The sequence below is a fragment of the Knoellia tibetensis genome (assembly GCF_048606415.1).
GTDB lineage: Bacteria > Actinomycetota > Actinomycetes > Actinomycetales > Dermatophilaceae > Knoellia > Knoellia tibetensis.
On sequence record NZ_JBMBWF010000001.1, the window covers coordinates 2,497,405 to 2,520,941 of the forward strand.

Here is a 23,537-nt window from a genome sequence, read left to right on the forward strand (position 1 = left end):
TGTTTCATTGACGGCATGACCGGTATCTGACGAGGCTCGGTCTAGGCGTCCGGGGTTGTCGCTCTCAATTCGGCTGCTCACCTCGGTGTGGCTCTCATTTGGCCTGCGCATCCCCGGACGTCGCCAGAGCGGGAGAGGCTCAAGAGGGGGTTTGCCCCAAGCTCGAAGTAGCGTTGCCCTCCCGACTCGACAACCCCATCAGGTTCGAGTTCGGAGGACACCATGGACACGACACAGCGAGTCGTCATCGGGATGGACCCGCACAAACGCTCGGTCACGATCGAAGTCATGACAAAGGACGAATCCATCGTCGGGACCGGCCGGTTCGCTACCGACCGCGACGGTCATCCCGCGATGCGCCGATACGTTCAGGCGTGGCCGCACCGGGTCTGGGCGATTGAAGGATGCCAAGGCATCGGCCGGCACGTGGCCAATCGGCTCCTGGCCGAAGGCGAGCAGGTCGTAGACGTCCCACCCAAACTGTCTGCACGGGCGCGCGTGTTCGCCACGGGGCAAGGCCGCAAGACCGACGCCACCGACGCGCACTCGCTCGCGCTGGTCGGCACCCGGATGAGCGGCCTGCGTCCTGTGGTCGACGACGAGGAGCTGGCGGTGCTGCGGATCCTGGTCGACCGGCGACGATCATTGGGCGAGGAGCACACCCGCAAGATGTCGCAGGTCCACCACCTGCTGCTCGAGCTGATCCCCGGCGGCGCGAAGAAGGACCTGTCCGCCGCCCAGGCCAAGAAGCTGCTCGCCACCGTCCGCCCCCGCGATGCCGCCGGCAAGACCCGGCGCCGGGTCGCGGCCGAGCTGGTCGCCGACCTCGAGCGGATCTATCAGCGCAAGAAGGCCGCGAACAAGGAGCTGATCGCGCTGGTCGCCGCGACCGGCACCACCCTGATGGACCTGAACGGGATCGGTCCTTCCGGAGCCGCCCGGCTGCTTGTCGAGGTCGGTGACATCACGAGGTTCCCGGACAAGAACCACTTCGGGTCCTGGACCGGCACGGCACCCATCGACGCCTCCTCCGGCGACAACGTCCGTCACCGGCTGTCCAGAGGAGGCAACCGTCAGATCAACCGGGTGCTGCACATCATGGCCACCGTCCAGCTGCGCAACCCCACCGAGGGCCGCGACTACTTCGACCGCAGCAAAGCCCGCGGCAAGACCTCGAACGAGTCCATGCGGCTGCTCAAACGACGCCTGTCCGACATCGTGTACCGGACCATGGTCAACGACACCGCCCGACACATGGCGACGGGCCCGGGAGGGCAACGGGGCAACGACTCTGACTCCAGCGCGGCCGGCTTACAGCCCCACACCAACTCTTCGGACAAGCCACTTCCCGGACCCGCCACCACCGATCCTAGAACCCCACTCCCAGCCGCCTCTTGACACAGAGGGGAGCCATGAGCGGATGCTTTGCTGCGGATTTGAGCAGCAACAGCAACGCTCACGTCCCTGACCTGACCCCGCAGCCGTGTCAGCCGCCGCAGCTGATGAGGCCCATCCGCTCCTTGAGGGCGACGACGCGCAGCACGGACGTCTCAAGCAGCGTCGCGAACTCCTCGTCCTCCCGCGCCTTCGCCGACAGCGCCTCGATCATCCCCGGCACCGACTCGGGGTCGCCGGTGAGCAGGATGTCGCCCCCGGCCTCGATGTAGCGAGTGGCCCTCTCCGCAGCCGGGATCGAGCGAACCGCCTTGGCGTTGATGTCGTCGGTGATGACGACACCCTCGTAGCCCAGGCGACCACGGAGCAGGTCGGTGAGGATCGGCTTGCTGAACATCGCCTGCGTCTTCGTCGAGTCCAGCCCCGGGTAGCGCGCCGACGACACCATGACGAGCCCGGCGCCCGCCTTGACCCCCGCCGTGAACGGCGCGAGGAACGGGTCGGACGGCGTTGCAACGGAATCCGTGATGCCGGTCGTGTTGAAGTCGGTGTTCTTCTGCACTCGGCCGAGTCCCGGGAAGTGCTTGACCGTGCCCATGACGCCTCCCTCGATCATGCCCTTGAGGAACGCCGTCGAGGCCTTGGTCACCGTCGCCGGGTCCGAGCCGTACTGACGCGCGTACTTGCCGATCGGCTCGTTCGCACGCCCGATGTCGGCGGGCACGGTGTCGGTCACCGGAGCGAGGTTGACGTTGATGCCGACCGCCTTGAGCTCCCCGGCCCACCCCTTCGCGGCGGCCGTGAGCTCGCTCGACGACATCTGCGCCTGAACCTTGGCCGACGGCACCTTCGTGAAGCCCGCGCCCCTGAGCTGGCGGACCTCCCCACCCTCCTGGTCGGCGGCGAGAAGCAGCGGTATGCCGGCCGTCGCGGCGTCCGTGGCCTGGTCCTGGAGGTGCGCGCTCGTCTCTTTGACCCTGGCCGCGCCGTCCCAGCCGCCGAGGTATATGACGTTGCCCACGTGCTGCTCGGCGATGAGGTCGTCGAGGGCCGTGCGGGACGCGGCGGTGTCGAACGCGACCATGAGGAGCTGCCCGATGGCCTGCTCCTCGCTGAGCGAGTCCGCCTTCTGGCGCACGCACGCGCTGACGTCGATCGCCGCACCGCTCTCCGAGGAGGACGGCGTCGCACTCGACGACGGCGTCGCCGACCGCGAAGTCGTCGACGACGCGCTCCCACCCGTCGGGGACGCGCTCTCGGACGGGGTCGACCCACCTCCGCAGGCCGCCGTGAGGGCGCCCATGAGGGCGAGGGCGGCAGCAGCGGCGAGGCGGGGGCGGGGCGCGGTCGTGGAGCGGGAGGTCACGCACCGACGCTAACCGACACACGGCATACCCTCTGAACCATGTCGCTGCCCGTGCTCCTCGACGTCGACACCGGTGTCGACGACGCCTGTGCCCTCCTGCTCGCCGCCCTGCATCCCGGGATCGACCTGCAGGCCGTGACCTGCGTGGGCGGCAACGCACCTTTGCCCGACGTCGTCCGCAACACCCTCACCGTGCTCGAGGTGTGCGGGCGGCAGGACGTGCCGGTCGGCGCCGGTGCCTCGCACCCGCTCCTCGAGCGTCCCGTCGACGCGCGCCACGTGCACGGTGACGACGGCATGGCCGACCTCGGCTGGGCCGCCCCGTCGACCGAGCCCGACCCACGGCACGCCGTCGACCTCCTGCGGCAGGTCGTCGACGAGGCGCACGACCAGGGCACGCCGCTCACGGTCGTGCCGCTCGCGCCGATGACGAACATCGCTCTGCTCGCTCGCATGTATCCCGAGTCCTTCGCCCGCATCGGGCGCATCGTCTTCATGGGTGGCGGCGCCATGGTGAGCAACGCGACGGCGGCGGCCGAGTTCAACGTCTTCCACGACCCCGAGGCGACCGCCGTCGTCCTCGACGCGACGGCCGACCACGGTGTGCCGGTGACGATGTACGGCCTTGACGTCTTCTACGAGCCGCGCATCACGCTCGCCCAGTGCGACGAGCTGGCCGCCCTCGACGAGCGGGGTCCCGCCTCCCTCGCCGCCGGCCTCATGCGCTTCATGAGCCGCCGCTTCGAGACCGACAGCGCGACGATCGGCGACGCTGGCGCGGTCGCGGTCCTCCTCGACCCCGACGCCGTGAAGACCAAGAGGCTCCCGGTGCGGGTCGAGCTCTCGGGCACGTGGACCCGCGGCCGCACGATCGTCGACACCCGCGACTGGTCCGGCGACATGGACCACGACCCCCACGGCCTCGCCGAGGCGCAGGTCGACGTCGCCCTCGAGATCGACGGCCCACGCGTCGCGGCACTCTGGCTCGACACCGTGTCGAAGGCGTCGCGCTGATGGGCCGGGTCATGGTGCTCGGCTCGCTCAACGTCGACCTCGTCACCCGCGTCGAGCGGCACCCGCGGCCCGGCGAGACACTGCTCGGCGAGGGGCTCGAGCAGCTCGCCGGCGGCAAGGGCGCCAACCAGGCGGTGGCCGCGGCTCGCGCCGGGGCACAGGTCGCCATGGTCGGGTGCGTGGGCGACGACGCCGGCGGCGCGGCCTACGTCGAGCGGCTGCGCGGCCACGGCGTCGACGTCTCCTGCATGCGCGTCGTCGAGGGCGAGGCCAGCGGCCACGCCCTCATCGCGGTCGACGACCGGGGCGAGAACACGATCATCGTCATTCCGGGCGCCAACGCGCGCCTCGACGACACCGAGGTCGATGCGGTCGACGACCTCGGTCCCGGCGACGTCCTCCTCGTCCAGCTCGAGGTGCCGCTGCCGGTCGTCTGCGCGGCCGTCCGCCGCGCGTCGCACCGCGGTGCCCGCGTCGTCGTCAACACCGCCCCGTATGCCGCCCTCCCGGACGACGTCGTCGCCCTCGCCGACCCGGTGGTCGCCAACGAGCACGAGATGGTCGCGCTCGCGGAGTCGGGCGCGGTGGCGAGCTCGCTGCTCGTCACCTTCGGCGCCAACGGCGCCTCGTGGGACGGCGAGACGGTGCCGGCCCACTCCGTCGCAGCCGAGGACGTCGTCGACACCACAGGTGCTGGGGATGCGTTCTGTGGGGCGCTCGCCGCTGCCCTTGCGGAGGGGTCCGACCGAGCCGAAGCGCTCGACCGGGCGCTCGCAGCCGGCGCGGCAGCGGTCCGCCACGCGGGTGCGCAGCCCGACCCGCACCTCTGACGGACGCTCAGCCGGCAGACGTCAGGCGGGGGAGACGACGAGCGCGACCGGCGATCCGCCGACGCGGGTGAGCACGACCGTCGCCTGCTCGCCGTCGCCGGCCTTGGCGCCGATCTTGAGGTCGCGCCGCAGCTGTTCGTCGTCGAGGCGGACGCCGCGCTTCTTGATCGTGAGGCCGGTGACGCCGTTGGTGCGAAGCCAGGAACGCAGGGTCTTGACGGTGAAGGGCATCGCCTCGTGGAGGGCATACCGACGCGTGTAGGGGAGTGAGACGTCGCGAGAGGCGAGGACATAGCCGGTGCCCTCGTCCGACTCCGCACCACCGGTCGCGCGGGTGACGGCACCGACGAGACCGGCGCGGATGACCGCCTTGTCGACGTCGTGGAGCCACGCGCCGACGTCGTCGAGGGAGCCGGCGAGCCGGGGCACGGGCTCGGCCATCGACTCGTCGACGACAACAGGCGCGGCGTCGGGTCCCATGACGCGGGCCGTGCGGCCGCGGCGCAGGACGAGCGGACCCCACCAGACGGCGCACTCGACGACGTCGCCGGCCCACGAGGTCCACTGGGCCTCGGTCCCGGCGGGGATCGCGGCGTGGTCGAAGCCGGGGCTCAGCTTGACCCCGGTGGCGGGCACGGCGGCGGCGACCTCTTGCACGAAGGCCCACGACGGCGAGATGTCGTCGAGGCGGAAGGTGCGCCTCGTGCGACCGTTGACGTCGGCGACTCCGCGGGTCCGGCGGGCCGGGTCGAGCCACGCACCGACGCGGTTGCGCCCGGGGTCCATGCCGAACTGCACGTCCTCCGCCCGGCCGAGGCGGGCCCGCGAGTCGGGCCACGGCCGGAGGTTGGCGTCGGCCACGGCCGCGGTGACCGGGTCTGAGTCGACGCCACGCACGGTGACGCCGAGCGAGGAGAGGGTCACCGAGTCCGCGCCGATGCCGCAGCCGAGGTCGTGGACGGTCGCGAGGCTGGCGCGGCTGAAGCGGTGCGCGTGCGCGACGGCCACCTCGAGGCGCGTGGCCTGCTCGAGGCCGTCGGGCGTGAAGAGCATGTCGGCGGCGAACTCGCCGAACTTTGCGGTCGCGCGGGCCCGGAGTCGCTGCTGCGTGAGGGCTGCGGCCGCGAGCTCAGGGGCGTGACCAGCGCTGCGCAGCCGGTTCTGGAGGGTGAGCACGGACGAGTCGGTGTAGGGAGGAAGGGACCTCAGCAGCTCCTGCCCCTCGGGGGCCGCCAGGGCCCTCACCACGCTCACGTCCACTGGCCAACCTTCTCACCTCCCGGCCGGTGCTCGCGCCACCACCCGGCCTCGTGAGGACTCCCGGACGGCTCCGTGTCGGAGCCGCGACGGAGCCGCGACGGAGCCGCGACGGAGCCGCGACGGCTGGGTGCCGCCCGTCAGCTCGCGAGGGTCATCGAGAACCACCGCTCGCCAAGCAGGACGGACGAGCTGTGGGCTCCCGAGCCGTTGCCGAGGAAGGCGAGCAGGCGGCCGGAGCCGTCGCGGGCGACGAGGTCGGGCAGGCGGTCGCCGTTGACGTCGCCCATGCCCGTCAGGGACGTCGTTGAGCCCCAGCCCTGTCCGATGGCGCGGGAGCCCAGGAAGGCACCCGACGACGAGAAGCGGATCAGGGTGAGGGTGCCCGCGTTCGTGATGCCGAGGAGGTCGTTGCCGCCGTCGCGGTCGTAGTCGCCGACGGCCTCGAGCTCGCGGTAGCCCTGCCACCCGCCGCCGAGGCTCGCGCGGGAGCTGAACGCGCCGGTGCCGTTCGAGCGGTAGAGCCACAACGTGCCGGCGCTGTCGCGGGCGAGCAGGTCCGGGGTCCGGTTGCCGTCGAGGTCGCCGGGAGCGACGACCAGGTTGAAGACCTGCCACCCGCGGCTGAGGAGCACGCTCGAGGCGATCCTGCCGGCGCCGTCGCCGCGGTGGAGCATGAGGTCGCCGGAGGTCGTGCGGGTCATGAGGTCGGGGTAGCCGTCACCGGAGAAGTCACCGGGGGCGAGGATCTCGGCGCTCGCGGGGAAGCTCGTCGCCACCACGGTGCGGGGGAAGAAGCCGCCGCGGCCCGTCGACGGGTAGTTCCACAGGGTGCCCGAGGCGTCGCGGGCGAGGAGGTCGGAGAAGCCGTTGACCGTGAAGTCGGTGCCGACCGACGAGCCCACGGGAGCGAACCACGTCGAGCGGAGCCCGAGCGCCCCACGGAAGGTCTCCGCGCCGACGGTCACCGAGCCCGAGGTGCCGGTGAGCGTCACCGAGGTGGCACGCCCGCCGAACCAGGTGCCCTTGCCGTCGCGCTTGACCGACATCGAGCGGAAGGTGCCGATGGCGGGCCACTGCGCCTTGAGGGTGCTCGCGCGCACGTTCGACGTCGACCACGCGGTGGGCGCGCCCTTGGCGAGGCCGTCCCACGGGTCCGGCTTGGCGACCTGGTAGGCCAGCGACGAGCCGGTGATCTGCCCACCGTTCGTCGAGCCGAACTCGGTCATCGCCACGCTCGTGCCGTAGCGGAGCACCTGCCCGCTCGTGGCCGCGACGGCGGTGTTGCTCGTCGTCGTGGGCGGGTAGGCGGTCGTGAGGCCGGGGTAGACCTGGCACGTCGTCGTGTCGCAGATGTCGCTGCTGTAGGTGCTGCCGAGCCGCGCCGCGGCATACGAGCGCGCGGCCACGGACTGGGCCTTGAGCGCCTCGACGTGCCACGAGCCGGGCATCTCCGCAGGGACCACGGCCTGGAGGTAGCGGTCGAGCGCGAGATGGTTGACCGTCGCGACCTGGCCCACGCCGGGCCGGTTGTCGATCGTGGCGCGCAGGCCACCGGCATACCGGCGGTCACCGCTCGGGGTGACGAGGGTGAGGACCGAGCTCGCCAGGGAGCCGTCACCGACGAACATGAGGCCCGGCGCCGTCGCGAACCCGCTGCACGACGTCGGGAAGGCCCACCAGCCCGCGGTGCCGGTCGTGTTGGTCCAGTAGCCCTGGACCTGCCACTGGCCGTTGCTGCGCAGGACCCGCCAGGACGTCGCGTCCGCGCGGTTGAGCGCCGCGGTGCAGGTGCCGTCGGTGAGGGTGAGGCCGGTCTCGGCGCGCACGGCGGTTGTCCGGCCGAGCATCTCGGTGAGGCGCACGCGCAGCGTCGGGTTGCCGATCTGGCCGACCGTCGTGTTCGGGTAGTAGAAGGCGAGGATCTCCGCGACCGTGCGCCCCTGCTGGGCCGCGCCGAGGGCACCCCACTGCGACATCCCGCGTCCGTGTCCGAAGCCGCGCCCCGCGAGCGGCACCGCCGGGTCGGCGCTCGTCGACGGCTCCGGCAGGGTCGTCGGCGTCGAGCGCTGGGCGTTCACCGTGATCGGGGTCCGGGAGGTCGAGCCCCCTCCGGGGCCGGCGAACGCGGGGGAGGCCGAGGTGGTCGAGACGAGCAGTGCCGTGAAACCGGCGACGACGAGGTGCGTGGGGCGCATGGTCACCAGAGTGACGTATGACTAGTTCTCTTGTCACCGCTTCCAGACATATGGCGTCGTGGTCGTGACCTTGAGCAGCCCCGAGCGCTCGAGGATCGGGCGGGAGAACTCGGTCGAGTCGCTGTTGATCCACCGCTTGCCGTGGGCGATCGCCGAACGGGCCCGCGCCGCCGTGAGTGCCCGGTAGATCCCGCGGCCCCGCATGTCGGCACGCGTGGCGCCGCCCCACACCCCGGCGAACTCGGTGCCCTCGACCGGTTCGAGCCGACCCGTGCTGACGATCTCGCTGTCTGCCTCGGCCACCCACAGCTCGACGGAGTCGCCGGAACGCATGCGGTCGAGCAGCTCCTCGGTCATGGCCTGGACCGTCTCGTCGTCGTCGCCGAAGATCTCGCCGGCGACCTGCATCATGCGGCGCACGTCCGCCTCGTCGTGGACCTGGCGCACCGCGACGCCCTCGGGCAGGTCGACGTCGAGCGCCAGCAGCCCGGCGTCGCCGATCATCACCGACTCGGGCTCCTCGGGCACGAAGCCGGCGGCCACGAGCGCCTCGTGGAGCCCGGGTGCGTGGTCGTGCCCCCGCGTCTTCCACTCGACCTGGCGGATGGCCCGCTGCGCCCGGTAGTGCTCGAGCGCTCCCTCGACGAGTGCGCGCACCGACTCGGTCGTCGCGGGGCCCTCCTCGGTGGCCAGCGTCGAGTAGGTGATGAAGCCACGGGTCGTCCCGAACGTCGCGAGGAGGAGCGGCCCCAGAGGGGTCACGCTCGACGCGGGGTAGACCTCGCCGTCGCGGCGGAGCTGCGCGTCGTAGGCGGCGAGGAGGGTGGCGGGATCGGGTGTGTCCATGCCCGAACCCTCGCGCTCGCGATGGCGCCGCCGCAACCGCCTTTCGCCACGGCGTCTGCCCTGCGCGAACACGGCCACCAGTTCTGGCACTCGAGTTGACCGAGTGCCAGCGCAGACCTAGATTTGGTGCATTGGCACTCGCCCTCGGTGAGTGCCAGCGCACGGCGGACCGACTCGACCCCCGCGACGGCGAAGCGGACCACCATGCCGGCAGCGCACGAACTGCATTTGTCCACCTTCGACTCATCCCAAAGGGGAGGTCACACAGTGTCGGTTTCCATCAAGCCGCTCGAGGACCGCATCGTCATCAAGTCGCTCGAGGCCGAGCAGACCACGGCGTCCGGTCTCGTCATCCCGGACACCGCGAAGGAGAAGCCCCAGGAGGGCGAGGTCCTCGCGGTCGGCCCCGGTCGCATCGACGACAACGGCAACCGCGTCCCGCTCGACGTCACCGTCGGCGACCGCGTCATCTACAGCAAGTACGGCGGCACCGAGGTCAAGCACGGCGGCCAGGAGTACCTCATCCTGAGCGCCCGCGACATCCTCGCCGTCGTTGGCTGAGTGAGCCCGCGGCTCACCACCTGAACCACCACGTATGCCGTGGGCTCACCTCCCACGGTGCGCCCACGGCATACGCGCATCACCACCACGGCACCGCGGCGGCACGCCTGCTGCCCTGACGGACCACTGACTACCGAAGGACATCCATGGCCAAGGAACTGGAGTTCAACGACTCCGCCCGCAAGGCGCTCGAGCGGGGCGTCGACGCCCTCGCCAACGCGGTCAAGGTGACGCTCGGCCCCAAGGGCCGAAACGTCGTCATCGACAAGAAGTGGGGCGCCCCCACGATCACGAACGACGGCGTCACGATCGCCCGCGAGGTCGAGCTCGAGGACGCCTACGAGAACCTCGGCGCCCAGCTCGCCAAGGAGGTCGCGACCAAGACCAACGACGTCGCCGGTGACGGCACGACGACCGCGACCGTCCTCGCCCAGGCGATGGTCCGCGAGGGCCTGCGCAACGTCACCGCGGGCGCTGCCCCGGCCGGCCTCAAGCGCGGCATGGACAAGGCTGTCGAGGCCGTCTCCGAGCGTCTCCTCGAGACCGCCCGCGACGTCGACGGGAAGGACGAGATCGCCTCCGTCGCCTCGCTGTCCGCACAGGACAAGGAGATCGGCGCGACGATCGCCGACGCGTTCGACAAGGTCGGCAAGGACGGCGTCATCACCGTCGAGGAGTCCTCGACCGCGGCCACCGAGCTCGAGTTCACCGAGGGCATGCAGTTCGACAAGGGCTACATCTCCCCGTACTTCATCAGCGACGCCGAGCGCATGGAGGCCGTCCTCGAGGATGCCTACGTCCTCATCAACCAGGGCAAGATCTCGGCCATCGCCGACGTCCTCCCGGTCCTCGAGAAGGTCGTCCAGGCCGGCAAGCCGCTCGTCATCATCGCCGAGGACGTCGACGGCGAGGCGCTGTCGACGCTCGTCGTCAACAAGATCCGCGGCACCTTCAACGTCGTCGCCGTCAAGGCGCCCGGCTTCGGTGACCGCCGCAAGGCGATGCTCCAGGACATGGCCGTCCTCACCGGTGGCCAGGTCATCGCCGAGGAGGTCGGGCTCAAGCTCGACCAGGCCGACCTCACTGTGCTCGGCCAGGCCCGCCGCGTCGTCGTGACGAAGGACAACACGACGATCATCGACGGTGCCGGCGACGCGACCGAGGTCGAGGGCCGGGTCAACCAGATCAAGGCCGAGATCGAGCGCACCGACTCCGACTGGGACCGCGAGAAGCTCCAGGAGCGCCTCGCCAAGCTCGCCGGTGGCGTCTGCGTCATCAAGGTCGGTGCCCACACCGAGGTCGAGCTCAAGGAGAAGAAGCACCGCATCGAGGACGCCATCTCGGCGACCCGCGCGGCCATCGAGGAGGGCATCGTCGCCGGTGGCGGCTCGGCCCTCATCCAGGCCGTCAAGGTCATCGACGGCCTCGGCCTCGAGGGTGACGAGAAGGTCGGCGCCACGATCGTGCAGAAGGCCGCGGCCGAGCCGCTGCGCTGGATCGCCGAGAACGCGGGCCTCCAGGGCTACGTCGCCGTCGCCAAGGTCTCCGAGCTCGAGGCCGGGCAGGGCCTCAACGCCGCCACGGGCGAGTACGAGGACCTCGTCAAGGCCGGCGTCATCGACCCGGTCAAGGTGACCCGCTCCGCCCTGCGCAACGCCGCCTCGATCGCGTCGATGGTCCTCACCACCGACACCCTCGTCGTCGAGAAGAAGGAGGAGGAGCCTGCCGGCGGCGGTCACAGCCACGGCGGACACGGCCACTCGCACTGAGGCCGAGCCTCCCGCACCACCGCGTGTGCCGCGTGCTCCCGTACAGGGGGAGCACGCGGCATACGCGTCTTCGCACCTCCGGCAGGAACGCGTATGCCGCGTGCCTCCCTCCGGGGACGCACGCGGCATACGCGTTTCTCATCTGCTCCGGTGTCGGGGATCCGGGGCTTGGCCCCGCGGGCTTGGGCCCGGATCCCCGACACCTGAGTGGCCGGTCGTCAGGTGACCGTGACGGTCACCGTGGCCAGGGTGTCGCTGCGGCTGTCGCCGACGAGCACCCGCACCTGGTAGGTCCCGGCCGTGGCCCACGTGTGGGAGCCGCTCAGGGTGGCGGTCCCGTCGGCCGCGACGGTGACGACACCGTCGGTCGTGGCGCTGCCGTCACCCCACGCGATGCGGGCGGTGTAGCCACTCCCGGCGGGGACGCCGCCCGAGACCGTCCCGAGCGTCACGGTCGACGCCGTGCCGGCCTTGGCGGTCGCACCGGTCGCCGGGGCGACCGTAAGCGGCGTGCCGTTGTCGGCGACGGAGAACACGTGGATCCGACCGGCGGTGCGCGGGTCCCCCGTCTGCGTCGGCAGGGTCACCGACTTCACCGTCTTGCCGGCGGGGATCGTCAGCGGCGCGGTCGCGAACAGCTTGAGGTGGCAGCCGTCCGTGCCCGTGCCGTTGAGCCGGGAGGTCATCTCGACCGCGATGGTGTTGCCGAACTTCGCCGAGCCGCACCAGTCTCCGTACTGGATCTTGTATGCCGTGCTCGTCCCGTCCGTGAACGTCACCGTCCCGGTCGTGTCCTGGTCCTTCTGCGTCGCCGTGCCGATGAGGCTCAGCTTCGTCGCGCCCGGGGCCAGCGTCACGGGGAGGGTCTGGCCCGCACCCGTGGCGTTGTCCTTCTCACCGGCCGGGATCGCCGGCATCGAGAACCGCAGGTCGGAGCCCGGGACCGTGAGGAGCCGGCCGGGGGACGCGCCCGCCTCGGCGAGGGCCTGTCGCGAGACGCCGGCCTGGTCGGCGTCGCAAGGGACCTCCTGGCCCGGGTCCCCGATGCACACGAGGTCGAACCCGGAGGCGTAGGACGGCACGACGGCCTGGTGGATCGTCACCCCGCCCTTGCCGCTCGCGCTGCCCTTGGCGTCCTTGACCGTCACGACGGTCTCGTAGTAGCCGGGCTCGGCGTAGGTGTGCTCGCCGCGCACGGAGTAGGATCCGAGCTCGCCGGCGGTGATCGTGCCGGTCGAGGTCTTGCCGTCACCCCACGCGATGGTGGCGGTGTAGGAGTCCGCGCTCGTGCCCTTGCCACCGGAGAAGGTGGCGACGGTGCCGCCGACGGACTGTCCCTCGACGGCCTCGAGCTCGGTCGACGGGCTCACCTTGATGCCGGTGTTCTCCGCGTGCGAGCCGTCGGTGAGGAACTCGACCTCCGACAGGGTCGGCGTCCCGTTGCTCGCCGTGACGACGAGACGGTATGCCGTGTAGGTCCCCGGCGCGGCGACCTTGAACGGGCGCGTCTGCGTCCGCCAGGCGAAGGTCTGGTTGCTCCGGGTGTCGATGACCTCCCAGTTGCCGTTGCGCTGGCCCTCGACCCTCCACGCGGTGGGCTCGCCGGCGGCGGCCCCGTTGGTGAGGGTGTAGAAGGTGGCGCGCTGGCCGATGCCCGAGAGGGCGTAGGTGACGGTGGGCGTCGCCGAGGCGAAGGTCGTCGACGTCGTCGAGCTGTTGTCGAAGAGCGCCGCCGTGTTGGCCGCACCCGGTGCCGTCGCCGTGCCGCGACCCGAACCCGTGGCGTCACGCAGGGGAGCCGGCATGGCGTCCCCCTTGGTGAGCGACGGGGGAGCGGCGTTCGGCTTGCTGCCGTAGTCGGACGGCGTGGAGCCCATGGCGAAGTCGATCGTCGTCGCGCCCGCGAGCTTGCTGTGCGGGATCGAGACGTTCTTGTGGCCCTCACCGTTGATGGTGACCTTCTGGATGTAGATGTTCTCGTCCGAGTTGTTCGGCGCGTTGACGACGAGGTCGCCCTGCGTGCGGTGGACGGTCATCTTCGTGAACTTCGGCGACCCGACGGCCCACTCGGCCGAGCCGACCTGGAGCGGGTAGATGCCGAGCGAGGAGAGGGTGTTCCAGGCCGACTGCTCGCCGTTGTCCTCGTCGCCGGGGTAGCCCTGGCCGATCTCGCTGCCGACGTAGAGGCGGCGCAGGATCTCGCGCACCTTCTCGGCCGTGCGGTACTGCTTGCCCGTGTAGTTGTACATGTATGGGATGTGGTGCGAGACCTGGTTGCTCATCCCGAACATGCCCATCCGGACGTCACGCGCCTCGATGATCTCGTGGATGATGCCGCCGTAGCTGCCCGGCTTGGTGCCGGTCTCGGGGGTCGTGAAGAAGGTGTCGAGCTTCTTGGCCATCGCCTCGCGACCGCCGAGGAGGTTGGCCAGGCCGTTGCCGTCCTGCGGCGCGTGGAACGCGAAGTTCCAGCCGTTGGTCTCGGTGTAGCCGTTGCCCCAGACCTCGGGGTCGAAGTTCGGCGCGAACTCACCGTTGGCCTGGCGGACCCGGAGGAACCCGGTCTTGGGGTCGAAGTGGTTGACGTAGTCGGTGGCCCGCTTGAGGAAGTACTCGGACTCCTCCTGGAGCGTCGCCTTGCGCGCCGCCGGGACCGAGGGGTCGGTCGCGAGCTTGGCGGCCTGGTTGCCGATGCCGAAGTCGTTGACCATGCCCTCGAGACCCCACGACACGCTCTCGTGGGTGCTCTCCGGCGTGAAGCCGAGGAAGATCGACGACGCGAGCCCCTTGCGGCCGACGCCCGAGGACGGCGGCAGCACGGTGGCGTTCTTGAGCCCGGCCTCGTAGGTGCCCAGCTTGTCGGGCAGGGCCACGCCCTTGACGAACGCGTCCGCGAAGGAGACGTCGGAGCTCGTGCCCGTCATGAGGTCGGCGTAGCCCGGGGAGGACCAGCGGGCGACCCAGCCGCCGTCGCGGTACTGCTGGACGAAGCCGTCGGCGATCTCGGCCGCGATCTCCGGGTAGAGGAGGGAGTAGGCCGGCCACACGGTCCGGTAGGTGTCCCAGAACCCGTTGTTGACGTAGATCTTGCCGTCCTTGATGGCGGCGTTCGTCGTCGTCGCCGTGGCGCTGCCGGACTTCGCCGACACCGGGCTGGCGTACTGGTAGCGCGGCGCCGAGGCGGTGCCGGTGTTCTCGAACTGGCTGTTCGGGTAGAGGTTGAGGCGGTAGAGGTTCGAGTAGAGCGTGCGGATCTCGGAGTCGCTGGCGCCCTCGACCTCCACGACGTTGAGCCGCTTGTCCCACATCGCCTTGGCCGCGCCCTGGACGTCGTTGAACGTGCGTCCCGCGAGCTCGAGGCCGTGGTTGGCCTTGGCCTGGTCGAGCGAGATGAACGACGTGGCGATGCGGAGCTCGACGTCGCGGTCGGTGCTCGTGTCGAACGTCGCGTAGCGCGTGCCGGTGTGGCCGGACGGCGCGGTGCCGGTGGCCTTGGCGACGCGGTCGAACACGCCGTAGACGAACATCCGGCTGCGTCCGACGGACAGGCCGCTGCCGTTGTCGACCCAGCCGGTCATCGTGCCGGTCGCGGGGTCGACCGTGAAGGAGCCGTTGTTGTCGACGGTGTCGACGACGAGGCTGCCCGTGGGTGCGGTCTGCGGGAAGGTGAAGCGCCAGACGCCACCGTGGTCGGCCGGGGCCGTCTCGGCGATGATCCCGCCGTCGAGGTGCACTCGGTAGTGGTCCGGGCGTGCGACCTCGTCCTTGTGGTCGAAGGCCAGGGCCCGGCCGCTCGCGCTGCCGGTGGGCACCCCCTGCGTGATCGAGGGCATGACCGACATCTGGTTGCGGTCACCCATCCACGGCGAGGGCTCGTGCGAGATGCCCAGGCCCTGCAGGGTCGGGCGGTTCTGCGCGTTGTTGCCCGCCTGGTAGTCGTACTGCCACGTCTGCGAGTTCGCGTTGGTCACGGGCGTGAAGAACGTGAAGCCGTTGGGGACGGCGCTGATCGGCAGGTTGTTGCCGCGCGAGAACGACCCGGAGGAGTTGGTCCCGCGACGGATGTCGACGGCATACGTCGGGCTCGACCGGTCGATCGTGGCCGGTGCCGGGTCGATCGTCACGTCGTCGACGAAGCCGCCGAACCGGGTGTCCTTGGTCGGGTTCGCGGTGTTGTCGTAGCCGAGGAGGATCGCGTCGATCGTCTTGCCCGCGGCCTTGGGTCCGAGGTCGACCTCGACCGAGTTCCACTGGTTGGCATAGAGGATCTTGCCCACGCCCTGGCCGTTGGGCGAGGCCGGCGTGGCGTGAATGTCGGTGGCGCCGAGGCTCGACAGGAACGTCCCGTCGGTGAAGCGCAGGTCGACCGCCGTGTAGGTCGACGGGTAGCTGAGGTCGCCCGAGATCATGTCCGGGAAGATCTTGTAGCTGAGCCGCGAGCGGTCACCGACGGGCACGTCCACGTCGAAGAGGCGGTTCCACGCGAAGCCGCGTCCGGCGGCGGTGTGCGAGCCGCCGTAGCGCAGCGACTTCACGCCGGTCCAGCCGACGAGCGACTTGATGTTGAAGCCGGCGCGCGGACCGGAGCCCACGGTCGAGACCATCGGTGAGGCCACGGGCTGGCTGGTGTCGACGTCGCCGAACAGCCCCCAGTCGGCGAGCTGCACGATCGGGCCGCCGTTGTTGGCGGTGACGTCGAGCCGGTAGTAGGTGTAGTCGCCCGGCGTCGTCACCGTGAAGGTCTGCTTCTGCCCACGCGAGGCGAAGGCCAGACCGGTGCGGCGGTCGACGTCGGTCCACGTCGTGCCGTCGGTGGAGCCGCGGAGCGTGACGTCCTTGGGGTCGCGCTCGGGTGCGTCGTTGCCGGAGGTGAGCGACCACGTCAGTGCTCGCTTGGGCGCGGACAGCTGGTAGCGGACCCACCCGGTCGTGGCGAAGGCCAGCCACTTGGTGTCCGGGTTGGAGTCGGTGAGGTTGGACGCCACCTCTCCCGGCGGGTTCTCGGCGCTCGCGGTGATGCCGGTGACCGAGCCGAGCAGGCTGCCGTCGGCGGCGACGCCACCGGTGACGTTCTGCTGGCGCGGACCCGTCTGGTCGACCTCGACGGTCGAGGCGAGCGGCTGGGGCTGGCCGTCCTCGAAGGACGTCGACCACGCGACGCCCTCGGGTGCGGCGGCGGCCTGGTCGGCCGTCGGTGGTGGGGCAGCCACGGCCCCCGCGGCGGTCGCGGTGCCGACGGCGAGGGCCAGGGCCCCGGCTGTCAGCCCTCGTGGGATGGCGTTCGTCAGGCGCATGTTTCCTCCGGGCTCGTCGCCCACGCAGGGTCGGTCACCCTTGACCGACGTCCACACGACCCTCTCCGTATGCCGTGCTCCCCGCAATGCCAGATCCCACCTTTGTCCGGTGAGGACAGTCGATCGGACAGAGAGCGGTTCCGCACGCGCGGCGCGCCCGGTCCACGTTGCCACGGCGCACGACTTTTGGTGTGATCGACCTCGTGACAGCGTTGTCAGGTAAGCGGACATCGGCGAGACCGACGATGGCGGACGTCGCGGCCGAGGCCCACGTCTCCGTGAAGACGGTCTCGCGCGTCGTCAACCGTGAGCCGGGGGTGCGACGTGACACCGAGCTGCGCGTCCGCGGCGTCATCGACCGCATCGGCTTCATGCGTCATGACGGCGCCCGCATCCTGCGCCAGGGACGCACCCAGACCATCGCCCTCGTCGTCGAGGACCTCGCCAACCCCTTCTACTCGCAGATCGGCGCCGCCGTCGAGCGCGAGGCCCGGATCCGCCAGCACCAGCTCATCACCGCCTCCGCGGAGGGGTCCCCGACCCGTGAGCGGGTCGTCCTCGAGGGGCTCATCAACCGCCGCGTGGACGGCCTCGTCGTCGTGCCCGCGGGGGAGCGGCCCGCCACCGACCCGACCGTCTCGGCGAGCGGCACCCCGATCGTCTACGTCGACCGCCCGGTGCGCGGCGAGCCGTGCGACACCGTCATCAGCGACAACCCCGGCGGTGTGCGCAGCGCCGTCGAGCACCTCGTCGCCAACGGCCACCGCCGCATCGCCTTCCTCGGCGACGACGCCGAGTTCTGGACCGCGCGCCAGCGGCGCGAGGCCTTCGTCACGATCCACGACGCCCTCGGCCTGCCGGGTGACACCCGCATCGCCATGGGGCCGCACACGATCGAGTCGCTCGGCGCCCGCTTCGAGGCGTGGTCGCGCGAGCGCACGCCGATCACCGCCGTCATCACGGGCAACAACCGGGTGACCCTCGCCGCACTCCACGCGATGCGTCAGGTCGGCGTGGAGCTCGGCCTCGTCGGCTACGACGACTTCGAGCTCGCGGACCTCATCGTCCCCTCGGTCACCGTCGTCCACCAGGACCCCGCCTCGATCGGGCAGCGTGCCGTGCTCCAGCTCTTCGCGCGGCTCGTCGGCGACGAGTCTCCGGCCCAGACGGTGGTCATGCCCACCCGACTCCTCGTGAGGGAGTCCGGCCGGCTCCCCGCATCCATCCGAGCACGGAAGGCTCTCCCATGACCGACACCTCGACGAGCGCGGCCACCGCCTCGTCACCGACGCCCGACGCGAGCACACCGGTGACGCCACCCGCGGCCGCCGCCGGCCCCGCCGCGTCCTCGGCCGCCACCGCGGCGCTCGCCCTCAACACCCCCCGTCGCTTCTACCGCGGCGGCGAGCGCATCCTTGCCTTCCGGGGCCTCGACGTCCCCGCCGACTTCGACGGCTACCGCCCCGAGGACTGGGTGGGCTCCACTGCCCGGCTCTTCGCCGAGGGCGGTGGGGGAGTGACGACCCTCGACGGCGGCACCGAGCTGCCCGACGCCCTCGCCGCCGACGCCGAGGGCTGGTTCGGCGAGGCCCACGTCGCGCGCTTCGGCGGCGACCCCAACCTGCTCACCAAGCTCCTCGACAGCGGCGAGCGGCTCCCCGTGCACTCGCACCCGAGCCGCGAGTTCGCCACCACCCACCTCGACTGCGACCACGGCAAGACCGAGGCGTGGATCGTCCTCGTCGCCGAGCCCGGCGCGACGGTGTGGGTGGGCTTCCGCGACCAGCTCTCCGACGACGACCTCGCCGCCCTCGTCGACGCCCAGGACGGGCGGCTCCTCGCCGCGCTCAACCCGATCGAGGTCACTGCCGGTGACGCCGTCCTCGTGCCCGCAGGTCAGCCGCACGCCATCGGCGAGGGCGTGCTCATCCTCGAGCTCCAGGAGCCGACCGACTTCTCGGTCATGCTCGAGCACGAGCGCTTCGGGCTCGAGCTCGACCACGCCTTCCTCGGTCTCGACCGGCCGCTTGCCCTCCGCAGCGTCGACCACGGCCCCGTCGACGAGGAGCGGCTTGCGTCGTTGCGCCGCCGCTGGAGCGACGTCGAGGGATCCGGGCCCGCACTGCCCGACGAGGCCAGCCCCTACTTCTGCGCCGAGGTCGTGCGGCCGGTGAGCGGCGACGTCACGGTCGACGCGGCATACGCCGCGACGGTCGTCGTCAGCGGGTCCGGCACCCTGACGACGAGCCAGGGGACGCGTGAGGTGGCCGCCGGCGACGTGCTCCTCGTGCCGCACAGCGCTGGCGACGTCACGGTGACCGGCGACGTGACGCTCATCCGCTGCATGCCGCCGAAGGTGGACGGCTAGGCACCGGCGGGGTACGAGCGGGTCAGGCCTCCGAGACGACGGCGAAGGTCTCGCCGGCGTAGGACACCGTGTCCCCGGGGCGCACCTGGCGGCCGCGCCGGGTGTCGACCTCGCCGTTCACCTCGACCTCGCCCGCCTCGATGACCGCACGGGCGTCGGCGCCGTCCTCGACGACCGAGGCGAACTTGAGGAGCTGGCCCAGGCGGATGCTCTCGCCGGCGATGGGGATCTCGGTGGTGCTCACGTGGCAAGGATAGGCGGGCGCGCAGGTGGCCTAGGGTGCGAGGCATGCGCATCCTGGGTGTCCTCGGCGGGATGAGCTGGACGAGCACGGAGAGCTACTACCGGATGCTCAACCGCGGGGTCGCGGAGCGGCTCGGAGGGCTGCACTCCGCGCGGCTGCTCGTGCACAGCGTCGACTTCGCGCCCGTGGCGCATGCCCAGCACGACGGCGACTGGGACGCGACCCTCGCCACCCTCACCGACGCGGCTCAGGGCCTCGAGCGCGGCGGGGCGGAGGCGTTGCTCCTCGCTACCAACACGATGCACAAGGTGGCCGGCGAGCTGGAGCGAGACTGCGGGATCCCGCTGCTCCACATCGCCGACGCCACCGCCGACGTCATCGTCGCGGACGGTCTGGACCGGGTCGGCCTGCTCGCCACGGCCTTCACGATGGAGCAGGACTTCTACACCGGTCGGCTCAAGGACCGGGGGCTCGACGTCCTCGTGCCCGACGAGAGGCAGCGCGCCGACGTGCACCGGATCATCTACGACGAGCTCTGCCTCGACGTCGTGCGCGACGAGTCGCGCGAGACCTACCGCGGTGTCATCGCCTCGCTCGTCGAGCGCGGGGCACAGGCCGTCATCCTCGGGTGCACCGAGATCTCGCTGCTCGTCACCGCGGAGGACAGCCACGTCCCGCTCTACGACACGACGGCAATCCACGCCGCCGCCGGCGTGGACTTCCTGCTCTCCTGACGCCTCCCGAGACGCACCGAGGCCCCGTCCGCACGGACGGGGCCTCGGGCTCGGGCTGCACGAGTGGCTGGGACATCACACCCTGATCCGTCCCAGCCACCCGGCCCGTGTGCCGGATGGTTGGGAGTGTCCCTGGTCACTCCCAGCCACCCGGCGGTTCGATCACTCGCGGCGAGGGCGGTCAGCTCGCGAGCTCACGTTGGTTGAGGATGCGGATCCGCTCGTCCTCGGTCATGCCGCCCCAGACCCCGTAGGGCTCGCGCGAGGCGAGGGCGTGCTCGCGGCACCGGCGCAGCACCGGGCACGAGTCGCACACCGCCTTGGCGCGGTCGTCACGGCTGCGGCGCTGGTTGCCGCGCTCGCCTTCGGGGTGGAAGAAGACCTCGGGGCTCACCTGACGGCAGTGACCTTCGAACTGCCACTCCCAGACATCGAGAGTCGGCTTGGGAAGTCGTGCGATGTCAGTCATGTCCCCTCCTGTCCATCGTTGCCACCGAGTCGGCGACCTGGTCGTCTCCGCACCCCTCGTGGGCAGTGTCAGGCTAGGAAGTAGTCGGCAAGACGAGGGTCTGGCCCAAGTAAGAATTTGGCAAAGTCCGCCACCCGGACGTGACTTCACGGGTCAGTCGTCGCCAACCCGGTGCGCGGTCAGGGCCAGCCCACGGCCCCGTGCCCGCCCTCCGGCGCGGGTTCGGTGCCTCGGCGACCCTGCCCTAGACTTGGTGGATGAGCCTTGGTGTCGACCGCCCCACCCACCTCGAGGCCGAGCCCGCCGTTCCGGCGCCGGCGCCCACCCCCTCCCCGTCGCCCTCGGTGACCGCCCCCGCGGAGGCCGCGCAGCCTGCACTCCCGGCGCCGTTCGCCCAGCTGGGCCTCACGTACGACGACGTGCTGCTCCAGCCCGGCGAGACCGACGTCATCCCGAGCGAGGTCGACACGACCTCACGCCTCACCCGCGAGATCAGCCTGCGCGTCCCGCTCGTCTCGGCCGCCATGGACACGGTCACCGAGGCCCGCATGGCGATCGCGATGGCCCGCCAGGGCGGCATCGGCATCCTGCACCGCAACCTCTCGATCGAGGACCAGGCCTACCAGGTCGACCTCGTCAAGCGGACCCAGACCGGCCGCATCTCCAACCCCGTGACGATCGGGCCCGACGCCACCCTCGAGGAGCTCGACGAGCGCTGCGGGCGCTACCGCGTCTCGGGCCTCCCGGTCGTCGACCCGGAGATGCACCTCCTCGGCATCGTCACCAACCGCGACCTGCGGTTCACGCCGGTCGCCGAGTGGGCCACCACGCTCGTGCGCGACGTCATGACCCACCAGCCGCTCATCACCGGCTCCGAGCACATCGCCTCCGAGGAGGCGACGAGCCTGCTCCGCCAGCACAAGCGCGAGCGGCTGCCCCTCGTCGACGAGCAGGGCCGTCTCACCGGCCTCATCACGGTCAAGGACTTCGTCAAGTCCGAGCAGTACCCCCACGCGAGCAAGGACGCCTCGGGCCGACTGCTCGTCGGTGCCGCGATCGGCTACTTCGGCGACGCCTGGGAGCGCGCCACCACGCTCGTCGACGCCGGCGTCGACGTCCTCGTCCCCGACGTGGCCAACGGTCACGCCCGCCTCATGCTCGACATGATCCGCCGTCTCAAGAGCGACCCCGCGACCCGCCACGTGCAGGTCCTCGCCGGCAACGTCGCCACCCGAGAGGGCGCGCAGGCGCTCGTCGACGCGGGCGCCGACGGCGTCAAGGTCGGTGTCGGTCCCGGCTCGATCTGCACCACCCGCGTGGTCGCCGGCGTCGGTGTCCCGCAGGTCACCGCGATCTACGAGGCGTCGCTCGCGTGCCGCCCGGCGGGGGTCCCGATCGTGGGCGACGGCGGCCTCCAGCACTCCGGTGACATCGCCAAGGCCCTCGTCGCCGGCGCCGACACGGTCATGATCGGCTCGCTCTTCGGCGGCTGCGAGGAGTCCCCCGGCGAGCTCGTCTTCGTCGGCGGCAAGCAGTTCAAGGTCTACCGCGGCATGGGCTCGCTCGGCGCCATGGCCTCGCGCGGCAAGAAGTCCTACTCGAAGGACCGCTACTTCCAGGCCGACGTCGTCAGCGACGACGAGCTCGTGCCCGAGGGCATCGAGGGCCGGGTGCCGTTCCGCGGGCCGCTCGGAGCCGTCGTCCACCAGCTCACCGGTGGACTGCACCAGTCGATGTTCTATGTCGGCGCGCGCACGGTGCCCGAGCTCAAGGAGCGCGGCCGCTTCGTGCGCATCACGACGGCGGGTCTCAAGGAGAGCCACCCGCACGACATCGCCGGCATCGTCGAGGCGCCGAACTACTCCTCGCGCTGAGCTGCGTGCGTCACACTGGTGCGACCAGTGGACGCAGGGAGGGTGCGATGACCGACAGCCAGAAGGACCTCGAGCAGCGGGTCCACGTCGACCTCCCCCGCGTCCTGCCCGAGCAGATGGTGGTCTCGGTCGAGACGACGCTCCCGCCCGACCCCACGGGCGGTCACGACGTCGACACGGAGTTCATGATCCGCCACTTCGGCTGAGCGGACCCGCGCCGCGACCCCTCAGGTGAGACGGTCGCGCCACGAGGCGAGGGCGACGCCACCGTCGCCGGTACGGTCCACCGACATCGCTGCGAGCATCGCGTGCCCGATCGCCCGCGTCACGCAGTCGGCCGCGGCGGCCTGCACCCGCACGAGGTCGAGCTCGCCGGGCGTCTCTCCGTCACCGGTCGCGAGGGCGAAGACCGCATCCCCGTCGTATGCCGTGTGCACCGGCGAGAGCGCCCGCGCCAGTCCGTCGTGGCTCACCTCGGCGAGCTTGCGGCACTGCACCTTGGTGAGCGGGGCGTCGGTGACGACGACCGCGAGGGTGGTGGCCGTGCCCGCGCGCAGCTCATCCATGGCCGCGGCCTGTTCCTCCCACCAGGCCCGGACGGAGGTCGGGTCGGGTGCAGGCACGTCGGCGAACTCGTCCTCGAGACCGGAGCGGACGGCATACAGGCTCCCGTCGGGAGCGCAGGGTGAGCCCATCGCGTTGACGACGACGAGCGCGCCCACGGTGACGCCGTCGACGACGGCGCTCGCCGTGCCGACGCCGCCGCGCAGACCACCGGACCGTGCGCCGGTCGCGGCACCGACCGCGCCCTGCTCGACGGCGCCGTCGGTGGCCTCCCGCCAGGCCCGGGCACCGTCGTCCGCGGTGGGCGTGTGCTCGAAGACGCCGCCGCGGCCGAGGTCGAAGACGACCGCCGCGGGGACGATCGGGACCACCTGCGAGGGTTCGCCGACCGGCCAGCCCAGCCCGGCGGCATACGCCTCCTTCATCACGCCGTCGGCGGTCGCGAGGCCGAAGGCGCTGCCGCCCGAGAGGACGACGGCGTCGACGCGGTCGACGGAGCAGGTGGGTGCGAGGAGGTCGGTCTCGCGCGTGCCGGGGGCACCGCCCCGCACGTCGACGGCGCCGACCGTCCCCTCGGGTGGCACGACGACCGTGACGCCGGTGAGCCAGCCGGGTTCGTCGCGGGTGACCTGCCCGACCCTCAGCCCGGCGACGTCGGTGATGGCGTTGAGCGGTCCGGGGCGGGGTGCGTCCATGGCCCCAGCATGCCGAAGGGCCGCCCCACCCTGATGGTGGACCGGCCCTTCGACGAGAC

General features: G+C 71.3%; 18 protein-coding genes. 10 read left to right on the top strand and 8 right to left on the bottom strand.

Annotated elements, in window-relative coordinates:
* Positions 1–222: 222 nt before the first annotated feature.
* Positions 223–1,398 carry an IS110 family RNA-guided transposase gene (locus ACOJV7_RS11720; RefSeq protein WP_420190327.1) on the top strand — a complete coding sequence of 392 codons (1,176 nt, stop codon included), beginning with the start codon at positions 223–225 and terminating at the stop codon, positions 1,396–1,398.
* 88 nt (positions 1,399–1,486) lie between these two features.
* Here ACOJV7_RS11720 and ACOJV7_RS11725 read toward each other — a convergent pair whose 3' ends face one another.
* Entirely contained in the window at positions 1,487–2,761 is a 1,275-nt protein-coding gene (locus tag ACOJV7_RS11725; protein WP_420190329.1) for a glycoside hydrolase family 3 N-terminal domain-containing protein, read from the bottom strand.
* 39 nt (positions 2,762–2,800) lie between these two features.
* On the opposite strand from ACOJV7_RS11725, the gene ACOJV7_RS11730 reads away from it, so the two are divergent.
* Together ACOJV7_RS11730 and ACOJV7_RS11735 are read left to right on the top strand one after the other, a co-directional pair.
* The gene (locus tag ACOJV7_RS11730) at positions 2,801–3,775 is read left to right on the top strand and encodes a nucleoside hydrolase (RefSeq protein WP_420190330.1); all 975 of its coding nucleotides are present in this window, start codon (positions 2,801–2,803) and stop codon (positions 3,773–3,775) included.
* Positions 3,775–4,605, top strand: coding sequence for a ribokinase (locus tag ACOJV7_RS11735; protein WP_420190331.1), 831 nt, complete (start codon positions 3,775–3,777; stop codon positions 4,603–4,605). The genes ACOJV7_RS11730 and ACOJV7_RS11735 overlap by 1 nt, the downstream gene beginning before the upstream one ends.
* A 21-nt stretch (positions 4,606–4,626) precedes the next feature.
* Here ACOJV7_RS11735 and ACOJV7_RS11740 read toward each other — a convergent pair whose 3' ends face one another.
* The 3 genes from ACOJV7_RS11740 to ACOJV7_RS11750 all read right to left on the bottom strand — a co-directional run bounded on the left by ACOJV7_RS11740 (position 4,627) and on the right by ACOJV7_RS11750 (position 8,906).
* Positions 4,627–5,859, bottom strand: coding sequence for a class I SAM-dependent methyltransferase (locus ACOJV7_RS11740; RefSeq protein ID WP_420190332.1), 1,233 nt, complete (start codon positions 5,857–5,859; stop codon positions 4,627–4,629).
* Between the two features lie 143 nt (positions 5,860–6,002).
* A complete protein-coding gene (locus ACOJV7_RS11745; protein WP_420190333.1) occupies positions 6,003–8,060 on the bottom strand; it encodes a SpoIID/LytB domain-containing protein in 2,058 nt (685 codons plus the stop codon).
* 33 nt (positions 8,061–8,093) lie between these two features.
* Positions 8,094–8,906: a GNAT family N-acetyltransferase gene (locus ACOJV7_RS11750; protein WP_420190334.1), complete on the bottom strand. Its 813-nt coding sequence runs from the start codon at positions 8,904–8,906 to the stop codon at positions 8,094–8,096.
* 267 nt (positions 8,907–9,173) lie between these two features.
* Here ACOJV7_RS11750 and groES point away from each other — a divergent pair, with 267 nt between their 5' ends.
* A complete protein-coding gene (groES, locus tag ACOJV7_RS11755; protein ID WP_420190335.1) occupies positions 9,174–9,467 on the top strand; it encodes a co-chaperone GroES in 294 nt (97 codons plus the stop codon).
* A gap of 146 nt (positions 9,468–9,613) precedes the next feature.
* On the top strand, positions 9,614–11,236 hold the full coding sequence (gene groL / locus ACOJV7_RS11760; protein ID WP_420190336.1) for a chaperonin GroEL: 1,623 nt from the start codon (positions 9,614–9,616) through the stop codon (positions 11,234–11,236).
* Between the two features lie 218 nt (positions 11,237–11,454).
* Here the strand turns inward: groL and ACOJV7_RS11765 are convergent, their stop codons facing one another.
* A complete protein-coding gene (locus ACOJV7_RS11765) occupies positions 11,455–16,530 on the bottom strand; it encodes a GH92 family glycosyl hydrolase (protein WP_420190337.1) in 5,076 nt (1,691 codons plus the stop codon).
* A 245-nt stretch (positions 16,531–16,775) separates the two neighbouring features.
* Here ACOJV7_RS11765 and ACOJV7_RS11770 point away from each other — a divergent pair, with 245 nt between their 5' ends.
* Both ACOJV7_RS11770 and ACOJV7_RS11775 read left to right on the top strand, forming a co-directional pair.
* Entirely contained in the window at positions 16,776–17,780 is a 1,005-nt protein-coding gene (locus ACOJV7_RS11770) for a LacI family DNA-binding transcriptional regulator (RefSeq protein ID WP_420190338.1), read from the top strand.
* A complete protein-coding gene (locus ACOJV7_RS11775) occupies positions 17,777–18,898 on the top strand; it encodes a class I mannose-6-phosphate isomerase (protein ID WP_420190339.1) in 1,122 nt (373 codons plus the stop codon). Before ACOJV7_RS11770 ends, ACOJV7_RS11775 begins: the two co-directional genes overlap by 4 nt.
* A 22-nt stretch (positions 18,899–18,920) precedes the next feature.
* Here ACOJV7_RS11775 and ACOJV7_RS11780 read toward each other — a convergent pair whose 3' ends face one another.
* Positions 18,921–19,142, bottom strand: a complete 222-nt coding sequence (locus ACOJV7_RS11780) for an RNA-binding S4 domain-containing protein (protein WP_420190340.1) — start codon at positions 19,140–19,142, stop codon at positions 18,921–18,923.
* Between the two features lie 44 nt (positions 19,143–19,186).
* Here ACOJV7_RS11780 and ACOJV7_RS11785 point away from each other — a divergent pair, with 44 nt between their 5' ends.
* A complete protein-coding gene (locus tag ACOJV7_RS11785; protein ID WP_420190341.1) occupies positions 19,187–19,876 on the top strand; it encodes an aspartate/glutamate racemase family protein in 690 nt (229 codons plus the stop codon).
* Between the two features lie 181 nt (positions 19,877–20,057).
* Here ACOJV7_RS11785 and ACOJV7_RS11790 read toward each other — a convergent pair whose 3' ends face one another.
* A complete protein-coding gene (locus ACOJV7_RS11790) occupies positions 20,058–20,345 on the bottom strand; it encodes a WhiB family transcriptional regulator (protein WP_404384602.1) in 288 nt (95 codons plus the stop codon).
* A gap of 257 nt (positions 20,346–20,602) precedes the next feature.
* Here ACOJV7_RS11790 and guaB point away from each other — a divergent pair, with 257 nt between their 5' ends.
* Positions 20,603–22,219 carry an IMP dehydrogenase gene (gene guaB, locus ACOJV7_RS11795; RefSeq protein WP_420190342.1) on the top strand — a complete coding sequence of 539 codons (1,617 nt, stop codon included), beginning with the start codon at positions 20,603–20,605 and terminating at the stop codon, positions 22,217–22,219.
* Between the two features lie 47 nt (positions 22,220–22,266).
* The gene (locus ACOJV7_RS11800) at positions 22,267–22,425 is read left to right on the top strand and encodes a hypothetical protein (RefSeq protein ID WP_420190343.1); all 159 of its coding nucleotides are present in this window, start codon (positions 22,267–22,269) and stop codon (positions 22,423–22,425) included.
* 21 nt (positions 22,426–22,446) lie between these two features.
* Here the strand turns inward: ACOJV7_RS11800 and ACOJV7_RS11805 are convergent, their stop codons facing one another.
* Positions 22,447–23,478, bottom strand: coding sequence for a P1 family peptidase (locus tag ACOJV7_RS11805; protein WP_420190344.1), 1,032 nt, complete (start codon positions 23,476–23,478; stop codon positions 22,447–22,449).
* Between the last annotated feature and the right edge of the window lie 59 nt (positions 23,479–23,537).